19 protein-coding genes are annotated in these 26,258 nt (G+C 48.3%); 15 read left to right on the top strand and 4 right to left on the bottom strand.

The window, feature by feature from the left end:
- Positions 1–23 precede the first annotated feature (23 nt).
- From QFZ51_RS27780 to QFZ51_RS27720, 13 genes are all read left to right on the top strand, one after another.
- Complete coding sequence (locus tag QFZ51_RS27780; protein ID WP_429050673.1) at positions 24–1,148, top strand: FecR family protein; 1,125 nt, start codon at positions 24–26, stop codon at positions 1,146–1,148.
- A gap of 205 nt (positions 1,149–1,353) precedes the next feature.
- Positions 1,354–4,587: a TonB-dependent receptor gene (locus QFZ51_RS27775; protein ID WP_429050672.1), complete on the top strand. Its 3,234-nt coding sequence runs from the start codon at positions 1,354–1,356 to the stop codon at positions 4,585–4,587.
- A gap of 10 nt (positions 4,588–4,597) precedes the next feature.
- Positions 4,598–6,115 (top strand): RagB/SusD family nutrient uptake outer membrane protein, encoded by a 1,518-nt coding sequence (locus tag QFZ51_RS27770; protein WP_429050671.1) that lies wholly within the window; start codon positions 4,598–4,600, stop codon positions 6,113–6,115.
- Between the two features lie 12 nt (positions 6,116–6,127).
- Positions 6,128–6,997: a PKD domain-containing protein gene (locus tag QFZ51_RS27765; RefSeq protein ID WP_370908249.1), complete on the top strand. Its 870-nt coding sequence runs from the start codon at positions 6,128–6,130 to the stop codon at positions 6,995–6,997.
- Between the two features lie 29 nt (positions 6,998–7,026).
- Positions 7,027–7,962, top strand: a complete 936-nt coding sequence (locus tag QFZ51_RS27760; protein WP_429050670.1) for a DUF5009 domain-containing protein — start codon at positions 7,027–7,029, stop codon at positions 7,960–7,962.
- Entirely contained in the window at positions 7,931–8,137 is a 207-nt protein-coding gene (locus tag QFZ51_RS27755) for a hypothetical protein (protein ID WP_429050669.1), read from the top strand. The genes QFZ51_RS27760 and QFZ51_RS27755 overlap by 32 nt, the downstream gene beginning before the upstream one ends.
- Before the next feature lie 288 nt (positions 8,138–8,425).
- The gene (locus tag QFZ51_RS27750; protein WP_370908247.1) at positions 8,426–8,968 is read left to right on the top strand and encodes an RNA polymerase sigma factor; all 543 of its coding nucleotides are present in this window, start codon (positions 8,426–8,428) and stop codon (positions 8,966–8,968) included.
- A gap of 17 nt (positions 8,969–8,985) precedes the next feature.
- Entirely contained in the window at positions 8,986–10,113 is a 1,128-nt protein-coding gene (locus QFZ51_RS27745; protein ID WP_429050668.1) for a FecR family protein, read from the top strand.
- A 130-nt stretch (positions 10,114–10,243) separates the two neighbouring features.
- On the top strand, positions 10,244–13,678 hold the full coding sequence (locus tag QFZ51_RS27740; RefSeq protein ID WP_429050667.1) for a TonB-dependent receptor: 3,435 nt from the start codon (positions 10,244–10,246) through the stop codon (positions 13,676–13,678).
- Between the two features lie 23 nt (positions 13,679–13,701).
- The gene (locus QFZ51_RS27735) at positions 13,702–15,537 is read left to right on the top strand and encodes a RagB/SusD family nutrient uptake outer membrane protein (protein WP_429050666.1); all 1,836 of its coding nucleotides are present in this window, start codon (positions 13,702–13,704) and stop codon (positions 15,535–15,537) included.
- A gap of 32 nt (positions 15,538–15,569) precedes the next feature.
- Positions 15,570–16,871, top strand: a complete 1,302-nt coding sequence (locus QFZ51_RS27730; protein ID WP_429050665.1) for an IPT/TIG domain-containing protein — start codon at positions 15,570–15,572, stop codon at positions 16,869–16,871.
- A 71-nt stretch (positions 16,872–16,942) separates the two neighbouring features.
- Positions 16,943–18,463 (top strand): hypothetical protein, encoded by a 1,521-nt coding sequence (locus QFZ51_RS27725; protein ID WP_429050664.1) that lies wholly within the window; start codon positions 16,943–16,945, stop codon positions 18,461–18,463.
- A 73-nt stretch (positions 18,464–18,536) separates the two neighbouring features.
- Positions 18,537–18,680 (top strand): hypothetical protein, encoded by a 144-nt coding sequence (locus QFZ51_RS27720; protein ID WP_370908241.1) that lies wholly within the window; start codon positions 18,537–18,539, stop codon positions 18,678–18,680.
- 150 nt (positions 18,681–18,830) lie between these two features.
- Here QFZ51_RS27720 and QFZ51_RS27715 read toward each other — a convergent pair whose 3' ends face one another.
- Positions 18,831–19,928, bottom strand: a complete 1,098-nt coding sequence (locus QFZ51_RS27715) for an alkene reductase (protein WP_429050663.1) — start codon at positions 19,926–19,928, stop codon at positions 18,831–18,833.
- Positions 19,915–21,036, bottom strand: a complete 1,122-nt coding sequence (locus QFZ51_RS27710; protein ID WP_429050662.1) for an alkene reductase — start codon at positions 21,034–21,036, stop codon at positions 19,915–19,917. The genes QFZ51_RS27715 and QFZ51_RS27710 overlap by 14 nt, the downstream gene beginning before the upstream one ends.
- Positions 21,037–21,129: 93 nt before the next feature.
- Between QFZ51_RS27710 and QFZ51_RS27705 the strand changes: the two genes are divergently transcribed.
- Positions 21,130–22,068, top strand: a complete 939-nt coding sequence (locus QFZ51_RS27705) for a LysR family transcriptional regulator (RefSeq protein ID WP_429050661.1) — start codon at positions 21,130–21,132, stop codon at positions 22,066–22,068.
- On the opposite strand, the gene QFZ51_RS27700 is transcribed toward QFZ51_RS27705, so the two are convergent.
- Both QFZ51_RS27700 and QFZ51_RS27695 read right to left on the bottom strand, forming a co-directional pair.
- Complete coding sequence (locus QFZ51_RS27700) at positions 22,033–23,142, bottom strand: helix-turn-helix domain-containing protein (RefSeq protein ID WP_429050660.1); 1,110 nt, start codon at positions 23,140–23,142, stop codon at positions 22,033–22,035. The genes QFZ51_RS27705 and QFZ51_RS27700 overlap by 36 nt on opposite strands.
- Positions 23,143–23,187: 45 nt before the next feature.
- Positions 23,188–23,349: a hypothetical protein gene (locus QFZ51_RS27695; RefSeq protein WP_429050659.1), complete on the bottom strand. Its 162-nt coding sequence runs from the start codon at positions 23,347–23,349 to the stop codon at positions 23,188–23,190.
- Between the two features lie 22 nt (positions 23,350–23,371).
- On the opposite strand from QFZ51_RS27695, the gene QFZ51_RS27690 reads away from it, so the two are divergent.
- Positions 23,372–26,248, top strand: a complete 2,877-nt coding sequence (locus QFZ51_RS27690) for a TonB-dependent receptor (RefSeq protein ID WP_429050658.1) — start codon at positions 23,372–23,374, stop codon at positions 26,246–26,248.
- The last annotated feature ends 10 nt before the right edge of the window (positions 26,249–26,258 follow it).

Raw genomic sequence — 26,258 nt, 5'->3', positions numbered from 1 at the left:
CAGAATTTCTGTACTCTGTTATTATGCAGCACCTAAAAGACCTGATCCAACGTTACCTGAAAGGCAATGCTTCACCCGAAGAAGTGGAAGCGCTTCACGAGTGGTATGATAGCTTCGACGATAGCGAAGTGCAGCTGCCAGTGGAGCCAGGGGAAGACCGACGGATGCTGGAACAGCGGCTGCTGAACAGGTTGAAGCCAGTGATGCAGGCGCCCAAAGTGAAAAAGATCCCCTTCTGGCGTTATGCCGCTGCGGCGGCCCTGCTGGCGCTGGTAGCAGTAGCCGGGAAAATAGGGTGGCAGCACCGGTATCCATCTCCACAAAAAAATATTATGGCGGATAACGCCACCGCAACAGATAAAGCGCCGGCCAACCAAAAAGCCATGCTTACCCTGGCCGATGGCAGCACTATCACGCTCGATGACGCAGCCAATGGCGCCCTCGGTAAACAAGGCGGCGCAAACATCATTAAAAAAGAAAAAGGACAACTGTCCTACCAGGCAGGTGATGCCACCGGCGAAGTGGTGTATAATACCCTCACCGTGCCCCGTGGTGGCCAATTCCAGCTGGTATTGCCGGACGGTACCAGGGTATGGCTCAACTCCGCCACTTCCCTGCGTTACCCTACAAGTTTCCAGGGAGCAGAACGGAAAGTGATCCTGCAAGGACAAGCCTACTTTGAAATTGCCGCCGACGCCGCACAACCCTTTAAAGTACAGGCCAATGAAATGGAAGTGCTGGTGCTGGGCACCCGCTTCGATATGATGGCCTACCCCGATGAACCTACGATCAACGCTACCCTGGTGGATGGAAAAATAAAAGTACAGGATAAGATCCTGCATCCCGGTCAGCAGGCCGTGCTGGCCCTGTCAGGCCACCAGCTCACCGTTCGCGATGCCGACGTCAATAAAATTATGGCCTGGAAAAACGGACTCTTTGTATTTAATAATATGGACCTGCCAACCATACTGCGGGAAATTGCCCGCTGGTATGATGTGGAAATTGTGTATCAGTCCCCACCCGGTAAAGAACTGTATGGTGGCGGAATCAGCCGGAATCTTAATTTGTCAGCCGTATTGCGCGTGTTAGAAGAAAACGGAACTAATCACTTTAAAACAGATGGAAATAAAGTAGTGGTATTACCGTAAAACCTGTAAAAAAAGCATATGAAGTAACACATTGAACAATGAAAAAAGCCGGAGGTGGTGACACACCCCCGGCAGCAGCTCAGCATCCTGTAAGATCAGCGACGATCATTTAAGAATTCTAAACCTTATTAAAAGTATGCATTTAAAATTTAAGGAGATACCATTTCTCCCAAAGGGACTTTTATTAACCAAAATTTTGCGGGTTATGAAAATGACCACCTGGCTTATCCTGATCGCCTGCCTACATGTAAGCGCCAGGAGTTTTTCACAACAGGTTACCCTCTCTGTGAAAAATATGCCGTTACAGAAAGTATTTGCAGAAATAATCCTGCAATCGGGGGCTACCATCGTATACAATGAATCCGCCCTCAAAAATACCACCCCGGTTACCTTACAGGTAAGCAGCGCCTCCGTGCAATCGGTATTGGAGCAATGCCTGCAACACCAGCCGGTAACGTTTTCTATCAACAACGGCGTATTCGTTATCCGCCCAAAGTCCGATCCCCCGCCACCGCCAGTGGATACCACTGGCCGTATTACCGGTATAGTACGTGGCCCTGACGGCACACTGCTCCCCGGCGCTACCGTAATCGTAAAAGGCACCAGCAGGGGCAACGCCACTAATGCAGGCGGGCAATTTACCGTAGCCGCCAACGCCGGCGAAATACTGGTATTCACTTTCACCGGCTATGATAAACAGGAACTGCCCGCCCGCAACGGCATGCAGGTAACCCTGCGAACCGCCAACAGTCAGCTGGACCAGGTAGTGGTAGTAGGCTACTCCGATAAAAAGAAAAGCGAATTAACCAGCGCCGTTACCGTTGTAGACGCCGCAAAACTGAAAGACGTTACCACCAACGACGTAGGTACTATGCTGCAAGGTAAAGTAGCTGGTCTCCAGGTGGTAAGCAGTTCCGGAGTGCCCGGCGCCGCGGCAGAAATTCGCATGCGCGGCATTTCTTCGGTCAACGCGTCGCAAAGCCCGCTCGTAGTAGTGGATGGTATCATTGGCGGCAACTACGACCCCAACGATATTGAAAGCGTAACGGTGCTTAAAGATGCCGGCGCCACTGCCATGTATGGCTCGCAGGCCAACGCAGGTGTGATCATCATCACCACCAAAAGAGCCGCCTCGGGTAAAATACAGTTCCAGGCAAAAGTAACCACCGGCTTCCGCACGCCCGACTTTGGCACCATGGATATGATGAACGGCAGTGAATTGTATGAACGCCAGAAAGAATATTACCGCGACTATATTCCCGGCGCTTCCAACAACTCCTATAAAATAGACCTGCTGAAATTTTACAATGAGCGGCCGCTCGACCTGCGCAACCAGAACTACAACTGGTTAACCGATATGTTCCAACGTGCACCCATGCAGAACATATATCTCTCTGCCAGTGGCAAGTCGGAAAAATCAGACTACTACCTGGGCCTCTCTTACTACAACGAGAAAGGAACTTTTATGAATACCAACTACCAGCGCGTAAACCTGAGAGCCAATTCTACCTACCACTTCACTAAACGTATCAGCTTAACCAACAACATCAACCTCAGCGGCTCCTTTGGTAAAACATACGACTACAACGATATGTATTATGCTTATCTCAACATGCCCTGGGATAACCCGTACGACAGCTCCGGTAAAGCATTGTATGTAGATGGTAACTCGCCCTTCAAATGGTGGTCACGCGATAAGGTAAATCCTATTCACACCATTAATAATTCAGAGCATCCCTACAAAAATTTTGATGTGAATTATGACATGGGGCTTAACATCGGTATCACCGACTGGCTCACCTTTACCAGTACTAACCGGCTTTCGCTGGGATACAATAAAAATAAAACCTGGTATTCGCCGGATGTGGCCGGGCAATACCATAGTACCGGTTACCTCAGTGAATTCAGTACACTTAACTATGGATACATCTCCAACAACCTGCTGAAAGTAGATTTCCGTATGGGCGATCACCGCATCAGCGGCCTCGCGGGCGTGGCGTTTGAAGGCAGCAATACCGACGTGCTGGGCGCCTCCGGGAAAGGACTGCCCGCCGGGTTAAAAGTGCTGAACGTAGTAGCCAACAGCCAGATCGTAAATGGTAGTATCAATGAAGCCATTATACAGTCGTTCATCTCACAGGTAAACTACAGTTACCTGGATAAATATTTCCTCACAGGATCATTCCGTGTGGATGGCTCTTCCAATTTCCCATCCGGTAACCGCTGGGCATCTTTCCCATCTGTTTCTGCCGCATGGTTAATGAGTAATGAAGATTTTCTGAAAGATAATGCGGTGTTCACTAATCTGAAACTCCGCGCCAGTTACGGCGTTACCGGTACACAGGACATAGGGTCATCGCGCTACCTGGCGTTGTTTTCACTGGCTAGTCAGTACAACGGACAAATAGCGGCAACACCATCACAGCTGCCCAGCCCGGATCTCACGTGGGAAAGCAAATACCAGTGGAACGGCGGTATCGATATCGGGTTGTTTAAGCGCATTGACCTGAGTGTGGATGTGTATAACAACATCACCAAAAACCTGCTGCTGCAGGTATCACAACCACTGTCGGTTGGCTTTGAAACACGGTGGCAGAACGTAGGGGAACTGGTGAATAACGGTGTGGAACTGGGCATCAGCTCGGTGAATATCCGCGGCCGGAAATTCCAATGGAGCACCGATTTTAATATCAACTTCAACACCAACAAGCTGCAAAAATTCCCGGCCAGTATCATTAACACACAATCTACCTGGAGTATTTCACAGATCTACCGCAATGGCGGTAACCTGTATGAATTTTATATGCCCAAGTGGTTAGGGGTAGATAAACAAACCGGTGCACCTTTATGGGAAGTGGTGGATAAAGATGGCAGCAGGTCATCTACCTCAGATTATGCCAGCGCCACCTACCAGGAAGTAGGCTCCGCACTGCCAAGGTTCCAGGGAGGTATGACCAACACCTTTACCTATAGCGGTATCTCTTTAAGCGCAAATATCTATTTCCTTTCCGGCAACAAAGTATACAGTAATAACCTTCGCTTTGTGGAAAATGATGGCAACGAACCTTACTATAACCAGGTGAACCTGCCCAAAGGCAGCAGTACCTGGGCAAAGCCCGGCGACAATGCCACGGAGCCCAGTCCGCAGAATTCTGCCAACAGCACGCAAACGTCTACACGCTTTTTGAAAGACGGCAGTTTCTGGGCATTGCGTAACATCAGTATGAGTTATGAACTGCCAAAAGCATTGGTAAACAGGTGGCGCCTCGATGGTGTAACCGTTGGCTTCACCGCCGATAATGTGCATACGTTCACCAATTTCCTGGGACAGGATCCGCAAACTACCATCACACCCGGATCACAGGTGATGCCGGGCGTTTCGGATTTCAAGTATCCCAACAACCGCCAGTACCTGTTCAACATTAATTTCAGATTCTAAAATGCCTGTCATGAGATCAGCGATTATAATATTAATACTACTGCCTGTGTTGTTATGGCAAACAGGTTGTATGAAAGATGTGAATCCAAGCGATGCCCTCACCACAGAAACCATTACAGGTTCTCCCGAAGGGCTGAAAAATGCCGTGAACGGAGCATATTCACTGCTGAAAGATCACGTGCCGTTTAATGGTACCACCGATGATAACAACATGTACCTGCGGCAGTATTTCCAGTTGTCGGATTTTGCCAGCGATGATATTGTATGCGGACAAACAACAGAAGATCCCCTGTTTTATAGTTTCTCACTTGGCCACTCGCCAACGCAAACGAATACACGCTATTTCTGGTATATCTCCTATAAAATTATCAACGACGCCAACACCGTTATTGAAGCGGTGGAAAAGCAGGCCAATCCTGATGCTACCACGCAACAGATGTTGGGTGAATGCTACTTTCTGCGAGCTTTCAGTCATTTTAACCTGGTGAAATTATTCGCCATGCCATACGCACAGAACCCCGGCGCTCCCGGTGTAATCCTGCGTACTTCTACCAGCGATCCTGCACAAAAGGCACGGGCCAGCGTAGGAGAAGTATATGCACAGATCATTGCAGACGCCAGGAAAGGAGCGGAACTGATGTCGCAAAGCAGGGGATCACAGTACGCTTCCCGCGAAGCGGCATGGGCACTGCTTTCCAGGGCATACCTGTATGAAGGGAACAATGACAGCACCACTTACTTCGCATCGCAGGTAATTTCATCCGGCCGCTATTCACTGGCTACCTCCGCTACTTATCCCGATCTGTTTGCCAACGCAGCCGCCGGTACTGAAACCATTTTCTGTGTGGCCTTTACGCAACTGGACGACTACGGTAAGTTTGGTTCTATCGCCTCTATGATCTATTCCAACGGTAACTCCGGCTGGGGAGAAGAATTTGCGTCCGCGTCGCTGAGGGATACCATGTCCGCTAACCCGGAAGATGTACGCTGGAAATATATTATACCCCTGAAAGATGACAATGGCGTATTGCAGCAAAAGAATGGCATCGATATCTACTATATCTCCAAATTCTCTGGTCAGGGGGGAAGTCCTACGCTGAGCTCACCCATTCTTTTCCGCCTTGCGGAAATGTACCTGAACAGGGCGGAAGCCGAAGCCAAAGCGGGCAAAACAGCCGCGGCGCTCGACGACCTGGATATGATCCGCACCAACCGCGGCTTGTCGGGTGCATTGTATCATCAACAGTTGCCTGCCGGGAAAACCGCACTGGATGTGGTGCTAAAGGAAAGGAGACTGGAACTCGCCTTTGAAGGTCACCGCGCCTATGATGTGTACCGCAATAAGAAGCCCATGAACAGAACCTACTGGGGTTATCATTTACCGGGCCTGAAAGAATCGGATATCAACCCGGCAGTAAATCCTTCCGGTTATGCCGGCATGGTAGTGCAGCCTGATAATCCGAAGATCATCTATTACATCCCCATCGATGAAATAGAAACCAATAAACTGTGCGTACAGAATCCTTAAAACCACCTGATTATGCAAAAGCAACTGCTCTATATATTTATGCTGCTGTGCGCAGCTTCCGCCTGTAAAAAAGACGATACCAACCCGGCGCCGCTGGTAGTATATACCATTGAAGTAGAAGGGAACCAGGTATCTTTTAATAACACTACTACCGGTGCTACCTCCTGGAAATGGGACTTCGGCGATGGTACTAATTCCACCGAGCAAAGCCCGGTGCATACCTACCAGGGTAAGGGTAAATATGTGCCAACCCTGTACGCCACTTCCGCTGCAGGGGTTACTGCGGAAGGGTCTACCGTGATCCGGATCTCCAAAACCTCACCGGTGAAACTCACTGATAACAGCCTGGCCGACTGGGATACCATCAGCCAGAATGTGATCACTGCCGGTCCGGCAGGCGGCGTTTTCAAAAAGCTGAAATTCGATTACGACGGACAGTTTATGTATTTCTATGGAGAGATGAGCGGTAAACTGGCCGATGGCGCTATTTTCGACGTGTATATCGACAGCGACAACAGCGACGCCACGGGCCTGATCACTTCCCTGTTTACCGGCGCGGCTTACGATGTATTGCTGGAGGGGCAGCTGCTGCTCAATCAGAACACGGCGCCTATCCCGATGGCGATGTATTATCATAACGGACCGCAAACCAGCTTCAGTTTCGATGTGCAATCAGGAACGGATTTCTTTACGATGGGCACCATTAAAGAAGAAGGGGGGACCATCCGTTTTGAAGGAAAACTGGACCGCTCAAAAATAAAGGGCTTTACGGGAACGGCTATACGGCTGGGCATGGTGGCCACTTCCAGCGATTGGTCCACACAGCTGGGCACCATCCCCGATGAAGGCGCTGCCGCTTTTTTATTAAATATGCCGGAATAAATTATTAATTTAAGCCTACAAACAGGACAATGAGCCAAACAACCAATGTCAGTCAACGATTGATTTCCCTGGATGTGATGCGTGGCCTTATTATGATTCTCCTGGCCGGAGAAAGCGCCCGCATCTATGAGTCGATAGCACATTTACACCCCACGGGGGTAGCCGGCAGTCTAATAACGCAGTTTTTTCACCACCCCTGGAACGGGCTACGGGCCTGGGACCTGGTGCAACCTGCTTTTATGACAATGGCCGGTGCTGCGATGTTCATCTCTTACTATTATAAAACGCAAAAGGGTATTACCTGGTCACAAAATTTCCGGCATATTGCCCTGCGTTGTTTAAAGTTGTTTATATTTGGTACTGCCCTCCATTGCGTATATGCAGGAAGGTTAGTATGGGAGTTATGGAATGTGCTCACGCAGTTATCTGTAACCACCCTGATCGCTTACCTTATCATACGCCGTTCCTTTGGTTTCCAGCTGGCCATAAGCCTTTTACTGTTGCTGGCAACTGATTTAATGTACCGGTTTGTTTTATTGCCCGGTTTCGAAGAGCCATTTATACAAGGTCATAACTTCGGAGCTTTTATGGATACTGTGCTGATGGGTAAGATCAACCCTGACGGATGGGTGACCATTAACTTTATCCCCACCGCCGCGCATACCATCTGGGGCGCGCTGGCCGGGAAGTTACTGATCAGCGACCGGCCGCGGGCGCAGAAAATAAAGATCCTGGTGATCGCAGGGCTGATAGGGCTTGTCACCGGGTTCGGACTGGACCTGGCAGGCATCACGCCGATCATCAAACGGATTGCCACTGCCTCTTTTACACTGGCTTCCGGGGGATGGGTAAATGCTGGTAATGGCCCTGCTGTATTGGATTATAGATGTAAAACAAAATGTGCGTTACGCCTGGATAGCCACCGTAGTGGGTATGAACGCTATTTTTATTTACCTCTTCTTTGAAACGGTAGGCGCTCAATGGGTAAATCCCACCACCGGCATCTTTGTAAAAGGATTTACCGCGCTGGCCGGAATCCCGGAAAGCATCCGGGAAATATTATCCGCCTTTGCAGTACTGGCGCTGGAATGGGGCCTGTGCTACTGGCTGTTTAAAAAGAAGATCTTCTTTAAATTATAGGCTATCTACTGAAACCCCCATGAAAACAAAGCTCCGGTATCCTTTACCGGGGCTTTTAATTTTTTTACCGCGCCCGTATAATTTTCCGATTTTATTATTTACCTTGATTCCAGTTTAATAGTCAATTAGCCAAAATCTTTAGTATCAACGTGAACAATGGAAGAATTAAATTTCTTCCGGATCATTTAATCAAAGTCACTGTAATAAGGTTGCCAATTGGCAGCGTTACAGATATGTTATGTGTTTAAGCTACCTGTAATGAATAATTACCAATAAGGTTCCGGTTACATGAGTCATTCTTCAGACATAGTATTGGTGCAGCGGTTAAAGGAAGGCGATGCTTCAGCATATGATGCTTTATTTATGAAGTATCACAAGCTGCTTTGCCTGAATGCCTATTGGTTCCTGCGGAATGAGGCAGAAGCCAATGATCTTGTACAGACTTTCTTCCTGGACATTTGGGACAAAAAATTATACCTTCATTTTTCAGGTGATATCAAGGGATACCTGCATCAGGCTGTCAAAAACCGTTGCCTCACGTATCTTAAAAAGCAAAAGGCGGAACTGGAAAATAAAGTGGCATTCACCCAGTTACAGGATGAAACCTGTATGGTAAACACCGAAGTTTCACCGGATTATTATAAACAGGTATTAACGGCCATCAACGATATGGCGGTACAAAAAAGATCGGCTATACAAATGGTGTATATCCAGGGAAAACGGTACCAGGAAGCAGCGGATGAAATGGGCATCAGTATCAATTCTTTCAAAACCCACCTGAAAAGAGGGCTGAAAGTATTACGTCATGCAATTACTAATAAGGGGTATTAGCCCGCGTTTTGTTAACAATGGAGCAGGCACAGGAAAAAATATTTGAATTATATCTACAACGTTTGTCGGGAACACTCTCCGCAGAAGAGGAGGAGTATGTCCAGGAAATGCTGCAGCATGATGCCGGCTTCAAAGCGCAGTGGGATCAGCTGGAACAGGAGAGCATGACCCTTCATACAGACAGGTATCTTCAGCAGATTGACTCTGATGCGGCCCTGCACCGCATTAAGGAAGAAAGAACAACACGCCGCCCGGTCATACACCTGAAAAAGTGGCTGGCCGCAGCCGCTATACTGCTATTGGCAGGCAGCGGTACGTACTATTTCTTTACCCGCACAGCACCGGTAACTTCGCCATCGGTGGCCATGCAGCAGCAAAAGCAACCGGTTCGCCTGTTGCTGAGTAACGGCGAAAAAGTAGAGCTGAGCAAAGACAGCAGCGCCAAAACCATCGCACTTAGCAACGCCACGCTGAACACCAGCAACGGCGCCCTGCAATATACTTCTGCCGACACCGTATTAAATACCCTCGACGTTCCTGCCGGCGAAAGCTACAAGCTTACCTTGTCGGACGGCACGGAAGTGTGGCTGAATGCCGCCACCAGGCTGCGTTTTCCTTTTCATTTCGGCAGGGCGGCAAGAGAAATATATGTAGAAGGGGAAGCCTATTTTAAGGTGGCCGCCAATGCGGAAAAGCCTTTTATTGTACACACAGCACTTACCAGCGTACAAGTACTGGGAACAGCTTTTAATATTAACACCTATCAGCCGGGAACAGTAAAAACGGCCCTCGTACAGGGCAGCGTTATCACCAAAGGGAAAACGGGCGAACGCCAAACCCTGCAACCGGGTATCCAGGCCGACTACAACGCCGGACAGGGATTTGTTACCAGCCACTTTGATGAAGAAGAAGTGTTATCCTGGCGCAACGGGGTTTACTATTACCACCGCATGCCGCTTACAACCCTGATCGCCGCCGCTTCCCGCTTCTACGGGATGCGCTTTGTATTAGACAAAAATAAAGAAGCCGGACAGGTGGTAACGGGCCTGATGGACCGTAACCGGCTGGAGGATTTCTTATCCGATCTTAAAACAACTGCCCATATCGAATACCATTTATCAGGTAATGAAATTACCCTGAGATAGATTTTTCTTCTCTCAAAAAATATTTTTACTACTCCTTGTCACCCGTTTTCTGAAAAACGATGTAGTTGTGATGAAAGCATTTGCTACGGTGATTTGCTGTACCATCATTTTAACTTGTAAACATTCCCGAATGAGAAAAAGTATACGCCACTGCCAGCTGGCTATGCGAAACGTAGTGCGCATGTTGGTGCTCTGTACCCTTATATGCACTTCCTTTTCGAGCGTGAAGGCGCAAACACCGCCGCCTTCACTGCAGTCAATCGTCACGGTTACCGGTAATGAGGTAACCCTCCTGCAGATCTTCCGGGCCATCAAAAAACAAACAGGGCTTACCCTGGTGTACAGCAATCAACTGCTGAACGATGGGGAAAAAATGTCGCTCAACTTCCAGCAGGCAAAACTGGAGGAAGTACTGGCTTTTATTTTTAAAGATAAAAATATCAGCTACGTATTGCAGCGTAACCGCATTGTACTCGACAAGAAAGCAGCGGTGCCGGAAACCACGGTCACCGCGGCGGCAGAGAAACAATCGGAGTGGCTGGTGCGCGGGCAGGTAATGGATGTAGATGGAAATCCCCTGCCTGGCGCCACTATTACGGTAAAAGACAGTAAGAAAGGAACTGTTACCGATGTAATGGGCGTATTTTCCATTGCGGCCAACAAAGATGATATCATCAAAGTGGCGATGATGGGCATGAATCCCGAAGAAGTAAAAGTGGTGAATCAGAAAACACTCAAAGTGAGCTTAACCGCAAAGGTGGATAAGCTGAACGAAGTGGTGGTAGTAGGTTTTGGCAGCCAGAAAAAAGTAACGGTAACGGGCGCCGTATCCACCGTAAATATGGCCGATATGCAAACGCCGGTGCGCTCCTTAACTAACGCATTGGTGGGCAAGGTAGCTGGCATAATATCCATGCAGAGCGCCGGAGGGGAACCGGGTTATGACAATCCCAACTTCACCATCCGCGGTATCGGTACTTTCCAGGGAAGCGTTTCCCCGCTCATCATTGTTGATGGCGTGCAAAGGGAAGATGTAAACAGCACCTACGGCGGCGCTTTTAATAACATTGATCCGGAAGATATCCAGAGTATTTCGCTGCTGAAAGATGCTTCCGCTACCGCAGTGTATGGCGCGAAAGGCGCCAACGGCGTACTGATCATCACCACCCGCAGAGGGGTGGCCGGTAAACCAAAGGTATCCGCTAAAGCAGAAACGGGTTTCAGCGGGCTAACCCAGATGCCGAAAATGCTGGACGGCGTGAATTATATGAAGTTGTATAACGAAGCCCGTACCAATGCCGGCGATGAACCGGTATACTCTGATGAATTGATCCGTAAAACAGCCAGCGGACTCGATCCATATATCTATCCAAATGTAAACTGGATCAAAACTATTTATAAGGACTGGGCCACTATGGCAAACGCCAATGTGAATGTAAGCGGCGGCGGAGAAGCCATGCGCTACTATGTGTCTATGTCGTTTTACAACCAGGACGGACAATACAAAGTGAATAACATCGGCTACAATCCCAACCTCAATTTCAAAAGATATGATTTCAGGAGCAACGTGGACCTGAACGTCACCAAAACAACACTGCTTTCCCTCAACCTGGCTTCCATGCTGGTAAACACCCGCTACCCGGGTAACTCCGCCGGTTCTATCTGGTATTCCACTTACGCTACCAATCCCATCTCTTTCCCGGTATCCTACCCGGATGGTAAATGGGCAGGCCCGGTTAACAACGGTGGTGCCAACCCGTTTAACCTGGTACAAAACGCTGGCTACTCCACAGAATTCAGACCTTCCATCCAATCCGTGTTATCCCTTAATCAGAAACTGGATGTAATTACAGAAGGACTGAGCGCCAATGCCCGGTTTTCTTTTGATACTTACAGCGAATTTGATAACAGCAGAACCGGTGTAAATGACCTGTTTTATGCGCCCGGCAGAAACGAAGATGGTAGTCTCTTTTATAATCAAACCAGGATAGGCAGTACTTACCTGGGCTATGGAGCCTCTTCCACCGGCGAACGCATGATGTACCTGGAAGGTAACCTCACCTATGATCATAGCTTTGGTAAACATAATTTCGGTGGATTACTGGTAGGTAGTATCCGTAACAGGTTGGTGGGTTCTGCCGGAGATGTAAAAGGAGCCATTCCTTACCGTAACCAGAGCGCTGCAGCCAGGGTCACTTATTCCTATATGGATAAATACCTGGCAGAAATGAATATGGGCGCCACCGGATCTGAAAACTTTGAACAGGGAAAAAGATGGGGTTACTTTCCGGCGGGTTCCGTTGGCTGGGTGATTTCCAAAGAAAACTTTTTCCTGCCTTATACCAAAGTGATCAATCTCCTGAAGATCCGCGGGTCTTACGGGATGACAGGTAATGACCAGATCGACGGGAACCGTTTTGGTTATCTCACTTATTATAATAGCGGTGCGCCTGGAGTGTCTTTCGGCAGCTCCGGTACGCCTTCCTATAATGGAGGCGTTAATGCAGATGTAATCGGTACAGAAAACCTCACCTGGGAGAAATCTGCTAAAACCGATATCGGCCTGGAAGTGGGTTTGTGGAATAAACTGAATATTATCATAGATGGATTCCAGGATAAAAGAAGTGCGATCCTGGTTGCCCGCAAATCCATTTCACCCATTGCAGGATACGGCTCCAGCAGTATCTATGGTAACATCGGTGAAATGGTGAATAAAGGAATAGATGGCAGCATGGAGTATACCGGTCATATCGGAAAAGATATTTCGATTCGTTTATTCGGCAATATTACCTACGCCAAAAACAAGATCATCTACGCAGATAATCCCATAGCCCTGTATGCATATGCACAACAGGAAGGACATAAGTTTGGCGAATTCAAAGGCTACCAGAGCCTCGGGTTATTCACCAGTCAGGATGATGTGGAGAAAAGCCCGCAACAGTTCAGGGTAGTGCATCCCGGTGATATAAAGTATGCAGATCTCAATAACGATGGCAGGATCGATGGTAACGACCAAACCTATCTAGGTAAATCCAGTTTCCCTACCTGGTCATACGGTTACGGCTTTAATTTTGGCTATAAGAAATTTGAACTCTCTGCCGTTTTTGCAGGCGTGGCAGATGTAGGCATTATGGCCAATGGCATAGATGTACGCGGCAATGGCGCCGGGGCCGATGGCGTAGGTGTTATTCCTTTCGCCGGCATGGGGCAATATTCCGCCAGTGTACTGGAAGATATGATGAACAGGTGGACACCGGAAAATCCCAGTCAGAATGTGCGCTATCCACGTCTTACCGTAGCTAATACCAACGACAATAACTATTTAAGTAGCAGCTGGTGGATTAAAGACGGTAGTTTCATGCGTCTGAAACAGGCCACTTTCAGCTACTCCTTTATCACACCGGATATGAAACGCAAAGGCATCAGCAGTCTGCAGGTATACACCACTGCTACCAACATGCTCACGTTCACGAAGTTCAAATTATGGGATCCGGAACTGGGCAATTTCGCGGCAAGGTATCCTTATCCGAAAACCGTTACCCTGGGTGTAAGAGCACAGTTTTAATCAAGATCAAAAAGATTATTGTTATGACCAGATATAAATACCTGTTACTTTTTTTCATCGGTATCATTGCCATCACACTGGTATCCTGCAGCAAGTACCTGGACAAAAAGCCGGATAACCTTCTCACTGAAGATCAGATCTGGCAAACCAGGGCTAACGCGGAAGCATACCTGAGTAATATCTACAGCGCCCGCCAGGCCGGCGGCGACTATGCCGGCATCGGCGCCGCGGATGAACTCTCTGTTTCCATTCCCGGTACTACGGTAAGGTACATGGTGGGTGGCAACTGGAGCGCGTCCGATTGGTACTTCTATAATTGGGGCGGCTACTATACTGCCATCCGGAAATCTTTCATCTTCGAGCAAAATATCGATAAAGTACCTGCCGATCAGTTGAGCAACGAACTGAAAGCGCAATACAAGTCGGAAAACCTTTTCCTGCGCGGTTACTTTTATTGGATGCTGCTAAGACAATACGGACCATTCGTGAAGCTCACCGGTACTGTTAGCCAGGATGAAGACATGAACAAATACCCGAGAGCGCCTTTCGACACCTGCGTAAAGTTCATCAATGAAATGATGGACGGCGCGGCAGCCGGACTTCCTTTCGTATGGAGCTCCTCAGGTAATAATGGCCGTGCTACCCGTGGCGCTTGTCTCGCTGTAAAAGCAAAAGTTGCACAGTGGGCGGCAAGCCCCTTGTGGAACGGTAATCCCGCTCTTGCTGCGTTCAAAAACCAGGATGGTACACCACTGGCGCCCGCCGGCTTCGATGTAAATAAATGGCGCATCGCCGCACAGGCAGCAAAAGCGATCATCGATTCCAACAAGTATAAACTGTTTACCAACCTCGATAACGGCGGTACTACCTTCGATCCGTTTCTTTCTGTAAGAGATGTATTCCTTACTTCCTGGAATGATGAAATTATCCTTGCTTCCATGAACTGGCAACGCTGGGGATATACCATCTGTTCCTCTCCCGGCCCTGCAGGGTACAACCTGTACAACGCTACACAAAACGTGGTGGATGCCTTTTATATGAACAATGGTAAAACCATTACGGACCCTACTTCCAACTATGTAGAAACAGGCTTTGCTGCACAGGATGGTGAGCATTACTGGGAAAATAAGGAAGGCGACTGGAACATGTACGCAAAGCGTGAACCAAGGTTCTATGCTTACATCGCTTACAACCGCCGCCCGGTGATTGCAGCGGTATCAGTAGATGATAAAAACTATTTCTCTTCTGAAAAAAATAAAGATGGTACCGGCCGCCAGGAGTTTTACTACAGTGGTAAATCAGGCATGCAGGGAATGGGCAGCAACATCATCACCGGCTACCTTCCCGCTAAATTACTGAGCCCGAACGATAACCTCCGCAGCATGTCTACCGACGCCTACCGTTCTCCGTATATCCTTATCCGTTACTCAGAAATTTTACTCGACTATGTAGAGGCATTAAATGAGTATGATCCGGTTAATCCGGATATCGTGAAATACCTTAACCAGGTAAGAACACGCGCAGGCCTGCCGGGCATTGAAACCGTATATCCGGGTGCCATAGGTAACCAGGAAGAAATGAGGAAATATATTTTGAGAGAAAGACAAGTAGAATTTTGCTTTGAAGGCGATCGTTATTACACGCTCATCCGCCGGTTGCTGATGAGTAAACCGGAAAACCAGGCGATTTACGGCATGAATATAAATGCGAAAGATAATGACCAGGGATTTTCTTTCACCGGTTTTTATACCCGCACACTTTTCCAGAAAAGATACTGGGATAATAAGATGTATATGTTCCCTATCCAGCAACAGGACCTGGAAAGGGACCGCGCATTAGTGCAAAACCCGGGCTGGTAATTTTTTCTTTATTTAATTCTTAACTAACTGCTATGATCAGGCCACTGAATTCATATATACTGAAAGGTTGTTTACTGATGTCTGCCCTGTTGGCGGGATGTTCAAAAGACGACGATCTGAAACACGCGGAAGGGCAACCGGTGCTGCTTACCGACTTCATTCCCGCTACCGGCGGCAGTACCACGGAAGTACTGATTACAGGTGATAATTTCTCTGCCGATACATCCGATATCACTGTTACGATCAATGGTAAACGTTGTGCTATCGTGAACGCCAATACGAAACAGATTATGGTAATAGTGCCAAAGAAATGCGGCACCGGCAACCTCGTGGTGAAAGTTGGAAAAGACAGTGTGGTGAGCAGTACGCCGTTTACCTACGTGTTTTCCAGAACAGTCACCACACTTGCCGGCAACGGTACCGCCGGATTTGCCAACGGAAAAGGCGCTGACGCACTGTTTAGTTTTAACGGGCAAAGCTGGTACCGGATGATGGGGATTGGTGCGGATGATAACGGGAACGTATATGTGGCAGATCCGGGCAACGCCTGTATCCGTAAAATAGACAGCGAAGGAAATGCGACTGTATTGGCCGGCAGTCCCGGTAACAGCGGAAGCGATGATGGCAAAGGTGCTGCGGCGCGTTTCCAGATTCCATACGGCCTGGCACTGGATGCACAGGGAAATGTGTATACCGCGGATCCGGGCACCTGGAGCATCCGCAAAATTACACCGGATGGTACTACCACTACCCTGGGAGGTACAGTACAGGAACCCTGGAATGTTGCAGTAGATAAAACATCCGGCAAAATATATTATTGCAGTACCGGCGGCGGCGGCGTTTTTGAAATGAAGCCGGATGGCAGCAGTGTGGCTATTATTAATGGCGTTACGGCGCCAGGTGGTATGGACTTCGACAAAGCCGGCAATCTTTACATATCCAGTAACACGGGCAATACTATTATCCAGTTTAAAGCGGATACGTGGCAGCCTACTGTTATTGCCGGCGCTACCGGCGTGGCAGGTTATGAAAACGGCACGGGTACGGCTGCACGATTTGCAAATCCATGGGGACTAGCAGTAGACATTACCGGCAATATATATGTGGCTGGTAATGGCAGTTACGGCGCTAATGCCGATGAAAGTATCCGCGCTATTTCCGCTAACACCTGGAACGTGACTACCTATGCCGGTAGCAACAGCGCTGGTTTTAAAGATGGTATCGGCGCTGCCGCCTCGTTTAATGCACCAATGGGCGTAGCAGTGGACAAAGATGGGATCGTATATGTGTTGGATAAGAATAATAACAGGGTCAGGAAAATAATTTCAGAATAAACTATATGCAAACCCACGGCGGCGGTCACTTACTGCCGCCGTTTATTTTTAAAAAGATGTTAAACAGGAACATGTATTTTTTTCTATTCGCTATGCTGGCCGGCGCCTGTAGTAAAGGATCTACCGCTGTTACTACCGTTGATGCCGCACAAACCCACACTTACTACGTTGCCGCTAATGGCGATAACTCGGCTGCAGGAACTATCAGCAAACCGGTACGCAGCATCAACATCGCTTTGGCAAAGGCGCTTCCCGGCGATACCGTGATGGTGAGAGCCGGTACTTACGGGGAAAGGGTGGTTTTTCCACGCGCCGGCCGGCTGGAAAAACTCATCACACTCAAAGCCTATCCCGGTGAAAAGGCGGTGATTGATGGCACCGGCATGATCGTTACCGGGAGGGAAGCGCTGGTTACTATCAGTAATACAAGCTATGTGGTGCTGGAGGGATTTGATATCTGCAATTTAAAAAGTACTGCAGCATGGGCAAATGTGAATGGGATTACAGCAGACGCAGGTGCCAGTAATATCATCATCCGGAAAAATAAAATTTATAACATAGAACATAACGTGGAACCATCGCAGGGCAGGAGCGGTCATGGCATCGAAATTATCGGCAACACCGCCGATGTGATGAAGAACATCCTCGTGGAAGATAATATCATTCATGACACTAAAACCGGGTACAGCGAAAACCTCACCATCAATGGTTATGTAGATGGATTTACGATCAGGAGAAACACGATCTACAACACCGAAAACATTGGTATCGATGCAGCCGGTGGCTACGCGGCCAATACCAACCCTGCATTGAACTATGCAAGAAATGGCCTTATCACCGAAAATGAATTGTATAACATTGACATGACACGCGGCCCCGTTGGCGGAACGCATGGTCACGGCGCTATCGCTATTTATGTAGACGGCGCCCGGAATATTACCGTGGAAAGAAACCGCATCCATGAAGCCGACCGCGGCATCGGTATCGTAAGTGAAAATGATGCATATCCCACCAGCAATTGCATCGTCAGGAATAATTTTGTGTCTAACTGCTGGCGCACCGGCATCTATCTCGGCGGCTACCTCGGTTATACATCCGGCGGTACACGCAATTGCTACGTGGTAAACAATACCCTGTTGTTCAACGACCGCGAGCCGGGCGCTTTTGGCGAAATAGAAGGAGAGATCCGTCTCACGGAACAATGCTTTGATAACGTGATCCGTAATAATATCGTATATGCGAGGCCGGTAGATATCTTTGTGCATAAATATACCGGTACCGGCTCCGGTAATGTCATCGATAACAACCTTTACTTCACTACCGGTACGCCGCAATGGATCTGGAATGGTACCAATACAAATATCATTACGGATTTCAATACCTGGAAAAGCACTTCCGGCACCGATGCCAGCTCCGTGTATGGTACAGATCCTTTGCTTATCAGTACAACAATACCGGACCTGCACATTGCTCCCAATTCACCCGCCCGCAATACCGGTGCAGTGATCTCTGAAGCAGTGAATGGTAGTCTGGATATCGACGGCAACGCCCGTATCGTTAATAACAAGATCAGCAAAGGAGCACAGCAGTGATAAATCCCCTTTTTACGTGATTGATGGTAACAGATTCTTATCGTAGATTGAAGTAACCTAAATCTGTATCAATATGAAAAAGAAAATCACTTCAAAGCTGAAGCTCACAAAAATTACCGTTGCCAGCCTTAGTAAAGCGCCACAGGAGAAAAGCAAAGAACGTACTTTGCCCACCACACAGTTTATCTCCTGCGGGGAAACTTTTTGGGTATGCTAATAGCCGGATGCCCAATGGCTAAAGTTTGTTTTAGTTGACTTGAACCCGCTGTCACAGGCGGGTTCAGTATTTTACAACGGTTTTATCTTCAGCTAAGAAAAATCAATTCCATAAAAAAAGCATTACGGTATGAATCGTAATGCTTTCTTTTTATCGTGTTGCTTCGTACACCGGGTAGTCTGTATACCCGTGTGCGGCCCCTCCATAGTGTAAATTCCGTTCGGGTTTATTTAATGGCCAGTCGTTTTTTAGTCGGTCAGCGAGATCAGGGTTGGCAATAAAAGGTTCTCCCCATGCAGCCAGGTCGATGATGCCGTCAGTTAAGTACTGCTCCGCTTTTTCCCGGTTCATACCACCTGCCAGTATGATCACGCCGTTGTATTGTTGTCTGAACCGTTCCAGGAAGCCGTCGGGTAAAGCAAAGCTGCCTCTCGACTGCTGGTCCATGATATGGATATAGGCAATGTTCCGCTTGCCAAGTTCCGCAGCGAGATAATTATAGGTAGTCTCCAATTCATCATAGTGCGGCATTTCATGCAGGCCTCCATACGGCGTAAGACGGATCGCTACTTTTGCCGCACTAATATTGGCAATGCAGGCATCGATGGCTTCCAGCAAAAAGCGGCTGCGATTAACGATGCTGCCGCCATATTCATCCGTGCGGTTATTCACAAAAGGATTCAGGAACTGCTCAATCAGGTAACCGTTGGCGCCGTGGAGTTCTACTCCGTCGAAGCCCGCTTTTACTGCATTGGCAGCGGCATTGGCAAAATCCTGTACCACTGCTTTTACACCTTCGGTAGTTAAGGCTACCGGAACAGCGCAGGGAACAAAAGCTTCCTGGCCGTTTTCATTGTAGCCCCATGCATGCGAGTTGGCGGCCTGGATATTGGAAGCGCCTACCGGTGCAGCGCCGCCAGGTTGATTGGTGGTATGCGATACGCGGCCCACATGCCACAACTGCGTGAATATTTTACTGCCTGCTGCGTGAACAGCGCTGGTAACCAGTTTCCAGCCTTCCACCTGCGCCGGTGTAAACAAACCGGGAATATGCAATACGCCCGATGCTGTAGGGGAGATGGAAGTGCCCTCCGTGATGATGAGTCCTGCGTTGGTACGTTGCCGGTAGTACAACGCATTCATTTCATTGGGTATTCCGTTAGGATTCCGTGCGCGTGTCATGGGCGCCATCACGATCCTGTTCTTTAATGTCAGGCCTTTGCCGGTATATGGTTCAAATAATAGCATTGGTTGTTTTTTTAATAATCGGATAATCGGTATAACCTGCCGCACTGCCACCAAAAAATTTCGACCTGTCAGGCTCATTCAGCGGCAACTGGTGTTGCAGGCGGTAAGGGAGATCGGGATTGGCAATAAAAGGGCGGCCAAAAGCGATGAGGTCTGCCCATCCTTTCTGCAGCGCTTCTTCCGCCCTGGCAACAGTATACTTGCCGGCGTAAATAAGGGTACCGGAGAAGGCTTCCCTGTAAGCTTCCTTAAAAGCCACCGGCATCACGGGTGCATTGTCCCAGTCGGCTTCCGCGATGTGGATATAGGCAATGCCTATGTCGTTCAATACCTTGGCTGCCGCGATATAAGTTTCTTCCGGATGATCGTCCATAGCGCCCATCAACGTGGTCAACGGGGCCTGGCGCACGCCTACACGGTGCTTTCCGATGGCATCTGCTACTGCGGTTACCACTTCTTTCAGGAAGCGCAAGCGGTTTTCCAGCGAACCGCCGTATTCATCTGTTCTGTGATTGGTTTGTGAATCGATGAACTGCTCAATCAGGTAGCCATTGGCGCCATGCAATTCCACGCCGTCGAAGCCAGCTGCCACCGCATTTTTAGCGGCTTGCGCAAAATCACTGATAATAGCCTGTATTTCGGCTTTGGTAAGCTCGCGGGGCATAGAGTGCTGGATCATTTCCCCGGCGCCGTTTTCGGCTCCTTTTCCTGTGGGATCGGCAAATACTTTCACGCCTTCTGCCAGGATAGGGGAAGGCGCTACCGGCGCGGCGCCGTTTTCCTGTATGGAGATATGCGAAACCCGCCCCACATGCCACAACTGGGCGAAGATGAGGCCATTATTGGCATGCACGGCGTCTGTTACCTGTTTCCAGCCCGCTATTTGCTCCGGGCTGTAAATACCCGGGGTCCAGGCGTAGCCCTGGCCCTGGCGGCTGATTTGTGTGCCTTCTGATATCAGCAGGCCCGCCCCGGTACGCTGACTGTAATATTCTGCCATCAATGCGGTGGCTACATCGCCGCGGGCCGCTCTGGATCTGGTCATTGGCGGCATTACAATCCTGTTTTTCAGGTGAAGTCCGCCTAGCGTATATTCTGTAAAAAGCATCGTCTTCGTATTTTGATAAGGCAAAATTCTTCCAAAATTTATTATTATCATAATTATTTAACTTATACCTTTGTATCAGAAAAATGATATTATATGGGACTCAACCTGGAATGGCTCCGTACCTTCAAATCCATCTATGAACAGGGCACCCTCACCGGGGCGGCACAGGAGCTTTTTATTTCGCAACCAGGCGTAAGCCTGCACCTCAATTCCCTCGAGGCATATACCGGCTATAAATTATTTGATCGCTCGGCCAAAAAACTGGTGCCTACCGAAAGAGGAAAAGTGATCTATAATTTTATCGAGGAACCTTTACTCAAACTGGAAAATGCAGAACAGCTTTTTCATAAAAGTACCAGGGCCGACAGAGCCACCATCAGCATTGGTATGTGCTTTGAAACATTTCAATATACACTGGAGAAATATATTGCCACCCTGCCCTTTAACGTCATCATCAAATTCGGCGACTACCCGCAAATGATCAACGACCTCGATAAAGGATTGCTGGATCTTATTATCACACCGCAAAAAGGGGATCAGAAAAACCTGGAGTTTAAACCTTTTTCAAAAGAAAGAATTGTACTGGTGGCCGGTGGCAAAACAGATATCAAACCACTGAACGCTTTACTGAAGAAAAAAGATCTCAAAGCAGCGGAGAACTGGCTGAAAGAACAGCTGTGGTACAGCACCGCGGCGGACATGGAGCACCTGAAACGATTCTGGCAGTTCAACTTCCATCATCAAATGGATTTTAAACCCAACTACATTGTTCCAAATATCTGCTCTATTGTGCGCTGTCTCAGTGGAGAAACCGGTTTTTCAGTAGTACCCGACTTTTTGTGCGCCCGCGAAATTGAAACAGGCAGCATGAAACTGGCGTGGGAAGGAGAATCGATCATGGAAAATACCCTGTATTTCGGTACACGGAAGAAAACAATGTATGCGGCAGAAATAGATAAAGTACAACGGATATTTTCTACAGAACTATATAGTCCTTCAGTCGTGAATAGTTACGCTGGCAGCCACCAGTGATTTAATATATTCAGTAGGTGTAAGGCCGGTTATCTTTTTAAAATACTGGTTGAAAGATGACTTGGCTTTAAAGCCGCAATCATACGCCAGTGTTAACACGTTCACCGGCAACGCTTTTTCATTCATGAAACGGATCTGTTCCATCGCCCGCCGGATACGCCATTCATTGATATACTGGTAAAACGACTTGCCGGCATAACTGTTCAGCGTTTCTGAAATATGATACTTGCTGATCCCGGCGCCCTGCGCGAGTTTATCGAGGTTCAGCTCCGCATCCGTAAATATTTTTGTTTTATGAAGATAAGCTTCCAGCGATTGTAACAGCAGCCGCTGCTCATCAGTACTGAGATGCATTTTGCGGGAAGGCAATACCTCCGCTGCTGGTCCGGCTATTACTTTCACCGGCTGCGTGCCCATGATCCCCACATACTTGTACCTGATAATCACCAGGCACACCACTAACAGTAAGGAATATACGATATCTCTGCAGATAATATTATACGAGCCATCCAGCATATGCGCCGATTGCGCGGTTTTAAATCCCAATGAAATAATACTGATAATGCCCAGCAGGTAACTGATACTGTTGATCAGCTTCTTCTCCTGCGGCATATCAGGTAATTGTTTCGCAATGCGGAGTGATAATACCGGAAACAGGAAACCCAACACCATCATTAGCCATGTGGTGGTTTCATTGTAGTAATACAATACAGCATGACCGGCATCCGCGGACCACATCAATACGCATACCACCGTAAGATAGCCCACTGCGCCAAGCATAAACGGCAGGAAAACATACCACCGCGAAGCAGGAATAAACGCGGTATCCCGCCGCTGACAGGCATATAAATACAGCAACGGACCGTAGCAAAAACCGATAAATGTATTCATCTGCGTACGCACTTCGGGGTCGTTCACAAATGAATAAATGCAAAACTTGATAGCGAGATGCGCAGCAATACTACACAGCAACAGGATCAGCAGAAAATCTGCTTTACTGCGCAACTTACTGCTGCCTAGTAAAGCAACTGCGGTAAGTGCCTGAAATGCTCCGATGGCAATAACATATATCATAGTGCGGATATGCACCGAAAGTATAAAACCAATATTACCGGAATGTTAAACCTGCTGCATCGGATGGCTGGTGATCCATTTGGTAATGATTTCGTAACACATGTTAATGTATTGGTTTTCAATAAAAGTGAGTACGTTTAAAACAGAAAATACGCCTGCGCGTAGCAGTAGTTGGATGCGGTCGTAGTCATCATCAGCAAGCCTCACTTTTGTTGAAAAATACCTTCATATGGATCGCATTTTTATACCATTAAAACGCTCCCGTTACTGCACATTACTGGTTTTACTGGTAATGGCCGGCACGGCAAAGGCACAAACCATCAAGGGAATTATTAACGGCAGGGAAGGACACCTGCCCGGCGCTTCTGTACAAACCGCCGGAACCAGACAAGGCACCTCCACCGATCTGAATGGCGCCTTCACCATCAACCTACACACCACCGGTAAAGTAACATTGCTGGTATCTTATATAGGACACGAAACGCAACGACTGGAACTAACCGTAAAACCCGGTATCAACGACGCCGGTAATATCACGTTGTCGCCCACCGGCGGTAAACTGGGAGAAGTACTGGTAAAGGGAACCATGGCGCCTTCCACGGTGAAGGCCCTCAGCATTAAAAAGAATTCCCTCGCCATCATGGATGTAATCGCGGCCGATGCCATTGGTAAATTACCGGACCGCAATGCCGCCGAAGCGGTACAACGTGTACAGGGTGTGGCGGTAGCCCGCTATCACGGAGAAGCCGATGCCGCCACCGTGAGAGGTACGCCCTTCGCATGGACATCCACCCTTTTCAATGGCAGCCGCCTGCCAAGCGCCAACGTACTCGGTAACCGTAACTCGGTGCTGGACGCGGTACCCTCAGAAATTATCCAGTATGTACAGGTGGCCAAAGCCATCACACCAGACATGGAAGGCGACGCCATTGGCGGTTCCATTAATTTCATCACCCGCACCGCCCCCGCTAAAAGAACACTCAATGTTAGCGCGGCAGGCGGTTACAATACTTTTTCAAAAGACGCTACCTACAACGCATCCCTGGTCTACGGAGATCGCTTTTTTAAAGATAAACTGGGCGTCATGATTGCCGGCGCCATCTGGGACCGCCAGTGGGGAACAGATGCGTATGAAGTGGCCTACAATACCGGCCTGACCAATCCCGCACAACAAAAATCTATCAGCACCGTCATGCTGAAACGATATATGGGTAAGCGCCAGACCTATGGCGCCAACGTCGGACTTGAATATAAATTCAATTCCTCCAATAAAATATTCTTTCGTGGCCTGATGGATAAATTCAACGATATCCGCCCGGTATATGAATCCTATGTGGATTACAATAACAGCCGCTATCAGTACAACTACCGCTACTCTTATTACCAGACCGTGCTCAACGGCGGTGAACTGGGGGGCGAACATCAGCTGTCTTCCAAAGTGAAAATGGACTGGACCGTCAGCGACTACTACACAAAATATTTCCTGGAAACACCACCTACCAACAATAATAAAGGATTACCCATCGCTACTTTCCGTCAGAAAATAACCGGCGGGTTTAATAATCTTTCTGCAGATGGGAAACGGTACTGGGGTTTCGATTCACCGGAAGGTGTGGGCGGTGATCCGCTGCACTTTGATGCCGGCATCAAAAACAGCGGGGAAGTAATGGACCCGTCGAAACTCACTTTGCAGCAGTTAGTAATTGCGCAACTGGATACAAAAGAAGAAGATAAAACAGCACAGCTGAACTTCAAAGTGAGCGCCTCTTCGCGGGTAAACCTGAAGTTCGGCGCCAAATACAGGCATAAAGATCGCGCCGGTATGTATGGCTCCAACATCGTATACCTCCCCGGCGCCGCACTGGGCATCCCCAAATCGCCGGACCTGCTGCCGCTGAACACACTCCAGCGCACCGATTTCCCGGTGCGTGGCGGCTTCTTCCAGGGACTGAAAGGTAACTATGATCAGTTCATGATAGATCCCATCACCAAACAACAGCTGTTTGATTTGTATGATACTGCCACCCTGCGCAAGAACGGCTTTGCCGACTACACATCTAAAACCAATGCCACCAACATTTATACGGGTACGGAAAATGTAGCAGCCGCTTATGCCATGGCAGAAATCGATCTCACAGATAAATTGAAAATGATTGCCGGTGTCAGAAATGAATACACGGCATTTACATTGCATGGCTCCAAAGCCACTGCTGAAGGCACTCCAAAAGTAACCACCATTACACCAGCCACCGTCAAAAACAATTACAACGCGCTGCTGCCCATGATGCACCTGAAATACAGTATCAACGACCAGGCAAACCTGCGCGCCGCTTATACCCGTACTTTCATCCGTCCGAATTTCACGGATCTCACACCCGGCGAATCTGTGGACAACACCGGCTCCAACGTGACCATCACCAAAGGAAATCCTGATCTGAAGCCAACCTTCTCCAATAACTTCGACCTGATGGGCGAATACTATTTCAAAAATATTGGTCTCATTTCCGGTGGTGTTTTTTATAAACAGATCAGCAATGTAATTTTTGCCAATAAAAATTATTACACGGAGAATGGCGTGAACTATGTGGTGGCACAGGCAAAGAACCTGAACAATGCAACGCTCACCGGGCTGGAAGCAGGGATCAACAAACGCTTCGATTTTTTACCAGGCATCCTCGGTGGATTGGGCGCTGAGCTGAACTACACGTTTATCAGTTCTTCGGTAGAAGTACCCAGAACCGTGAGCGGAAATAAGATCACCGATAAAACCAGTTTGCCCAACCAATCGCGTCACCTTTTTAACAGCATCCTCTTTTATGAACGCAATGGTCTTATGATCCGTATTGCAGGCAATTACCGCGGCGCATCTGTGGAAACGATCAACCAGCAGCTGGGTAAGGATTTTTATATCTGGACAGATAAGAACTTTACCGTAGATGCTTCCGCTACTGTAAACATCACCTCCAAAATACGGGTGTTTGCAGAGCTGAACAATATCACCAACGAACCACTGAAAACCTATATGGGTGACAAGCGCCGTGTTGCCGCCGAAGAATGGTATGGCAGTCGTGGTCAGGCTGGTATCCGGTGGGACATCATCAAATAACATCATCTCT

This window comes from Chitinophaga sp. W3I9 (genome assembly GCF_050434025.1).
Lineage (GTDB): Bacteria > Bacteroidota > Bacteroidia > Chitinophagales > Chitinophagaceae > Chitinophaga.
Note: the sequence above shows the minus strand (reverse complement) of the source record. Positions and strands in the feature narration are given on the sequence as shown.

Bases quoted from the DNA above. Each gene is read 5' to 3' on its own strand.
- QFZ51_RS27760 (WP_429050670.1), top strand. From the start codon at position 7,027: ATGAGCCAAACAACCAATGTCAGTCAACGATTGATTTCCCTGGATGTG.
- QFZ51_RS27765 (WP_370908249.1), top strand. From the start codon at position 6,128: ATGCAAAAGCAACTGCTCTATATATTTATGCTGCTGTGCGCAGCTTCC.
- QFZ51_RS27735 (WP_429050666.1), top strand. From the start codon at position 13,702: ATGACCAGATATAAATACCTGTTACTTTTTTTCATCGGTATCATTGCC.
- QFZ51_RS27750 (WP_370908247.1), top strand. From the start codon at position 8,426: ATGAGTCATTCTTCAGACATAGTATTGGTGCAGCGGTTAAAGGAAGGC.
- QFZ51_RS27710 (WP_429050662.1), bottom strand. From the start codon at position 21,036: ATGCTTTTTACAGAATATACGCTAGGCGGACTTCACCTGAAAAACAGG.
- QFZ51_RS27740 (WP_429050667.1), top strand. From the start codon at position 10,244: ATGAGAAAAAGTATACGCCACTGCCAGCTGGCTATGCGAAACGTAGTG.
- QFZ51_RS27725 (WP_429050664.1), top strand. From the start codon at position 16,943: ATGTATTTTTTTCTATTCGCTATGCTGGCCGGCGCCTGTAGTAAAGGA.
- QFZ51_RS27775 (WP_429050672.1), top strand. From the start codon at position 1,354: ATGAAAATGACCACCTGGCTTATCCTGATCGCCTGCCTACATGTAAGC.
- QFZ51_RS27770 (WP_429050671.1), top strand. From the start codon at position 4,598: ATGAGATCAGCGATTATAATATTAATACTACTGCCTGTGTTGTTATGG.
- QFZ51_RS27690 (WP_429050658.1), top strand. From the start codon at position 23,372: ATGGATCGCATTTTTATACCATTAAAACGCTCCCGTTACTGCACATTA.
- QFZ51_RS27700 (WP_429050660.1), bottom strand. From the start codon at position 23,142: ATGATATATGTTATTGCCATCGGAGCATTTCAGGCACTTACCGCAGTT.
- QFZ51_RS27730 (WP_429050665.1), top strand. From the start codon at position 15,570: ATGATCAGGCCACTGAATTCATATATACTGAAAGGTTGTTTACTGATG.
- QFZ51_RS27705 (WP_429050661.1), top strand. From the start codon at position 21,130: ATGGGACTCAACCTGGAATGGCTCCGTACCTTCAAATCCATCTATGAA.
- QFZ51_RS27745 (WP_429050668.1), top strand. From the start codon at position 8,986: ATGGAGCAGGCACAGGAAAAAATATTTGAATTATATCTACAACGTTTG.
- QFZ51_RS27755 (WP_429050669.1), top strand. From the start codon at position 7,931: ATGAACGCTATTTTTATTTACCTCTTCTTTGAAACGGTAGGCGCTCAA.
- QFZ51_RS27780 (WP_429050673.1), top strand. From the start codon at position 24: ATGCAGCACCTAAAAGACCTGATCCAACGTTACCTGAAAGGCAATGCT.
- QFZ51_RS27715 (WP_429050663.1), bottom strand. From the start codon at position 19,928: ATGCTATTATTTGAACCATATACCGGCAAAGGCCTGACATTAAAGAAC.
- QFZ51_RS27720 (WP_370908241.1), top strand. From the start codon at position 18,537: ATGAAAAAGAAAATCACTTCAAAGCTGAAGCTCACAAAAATTACCGTT.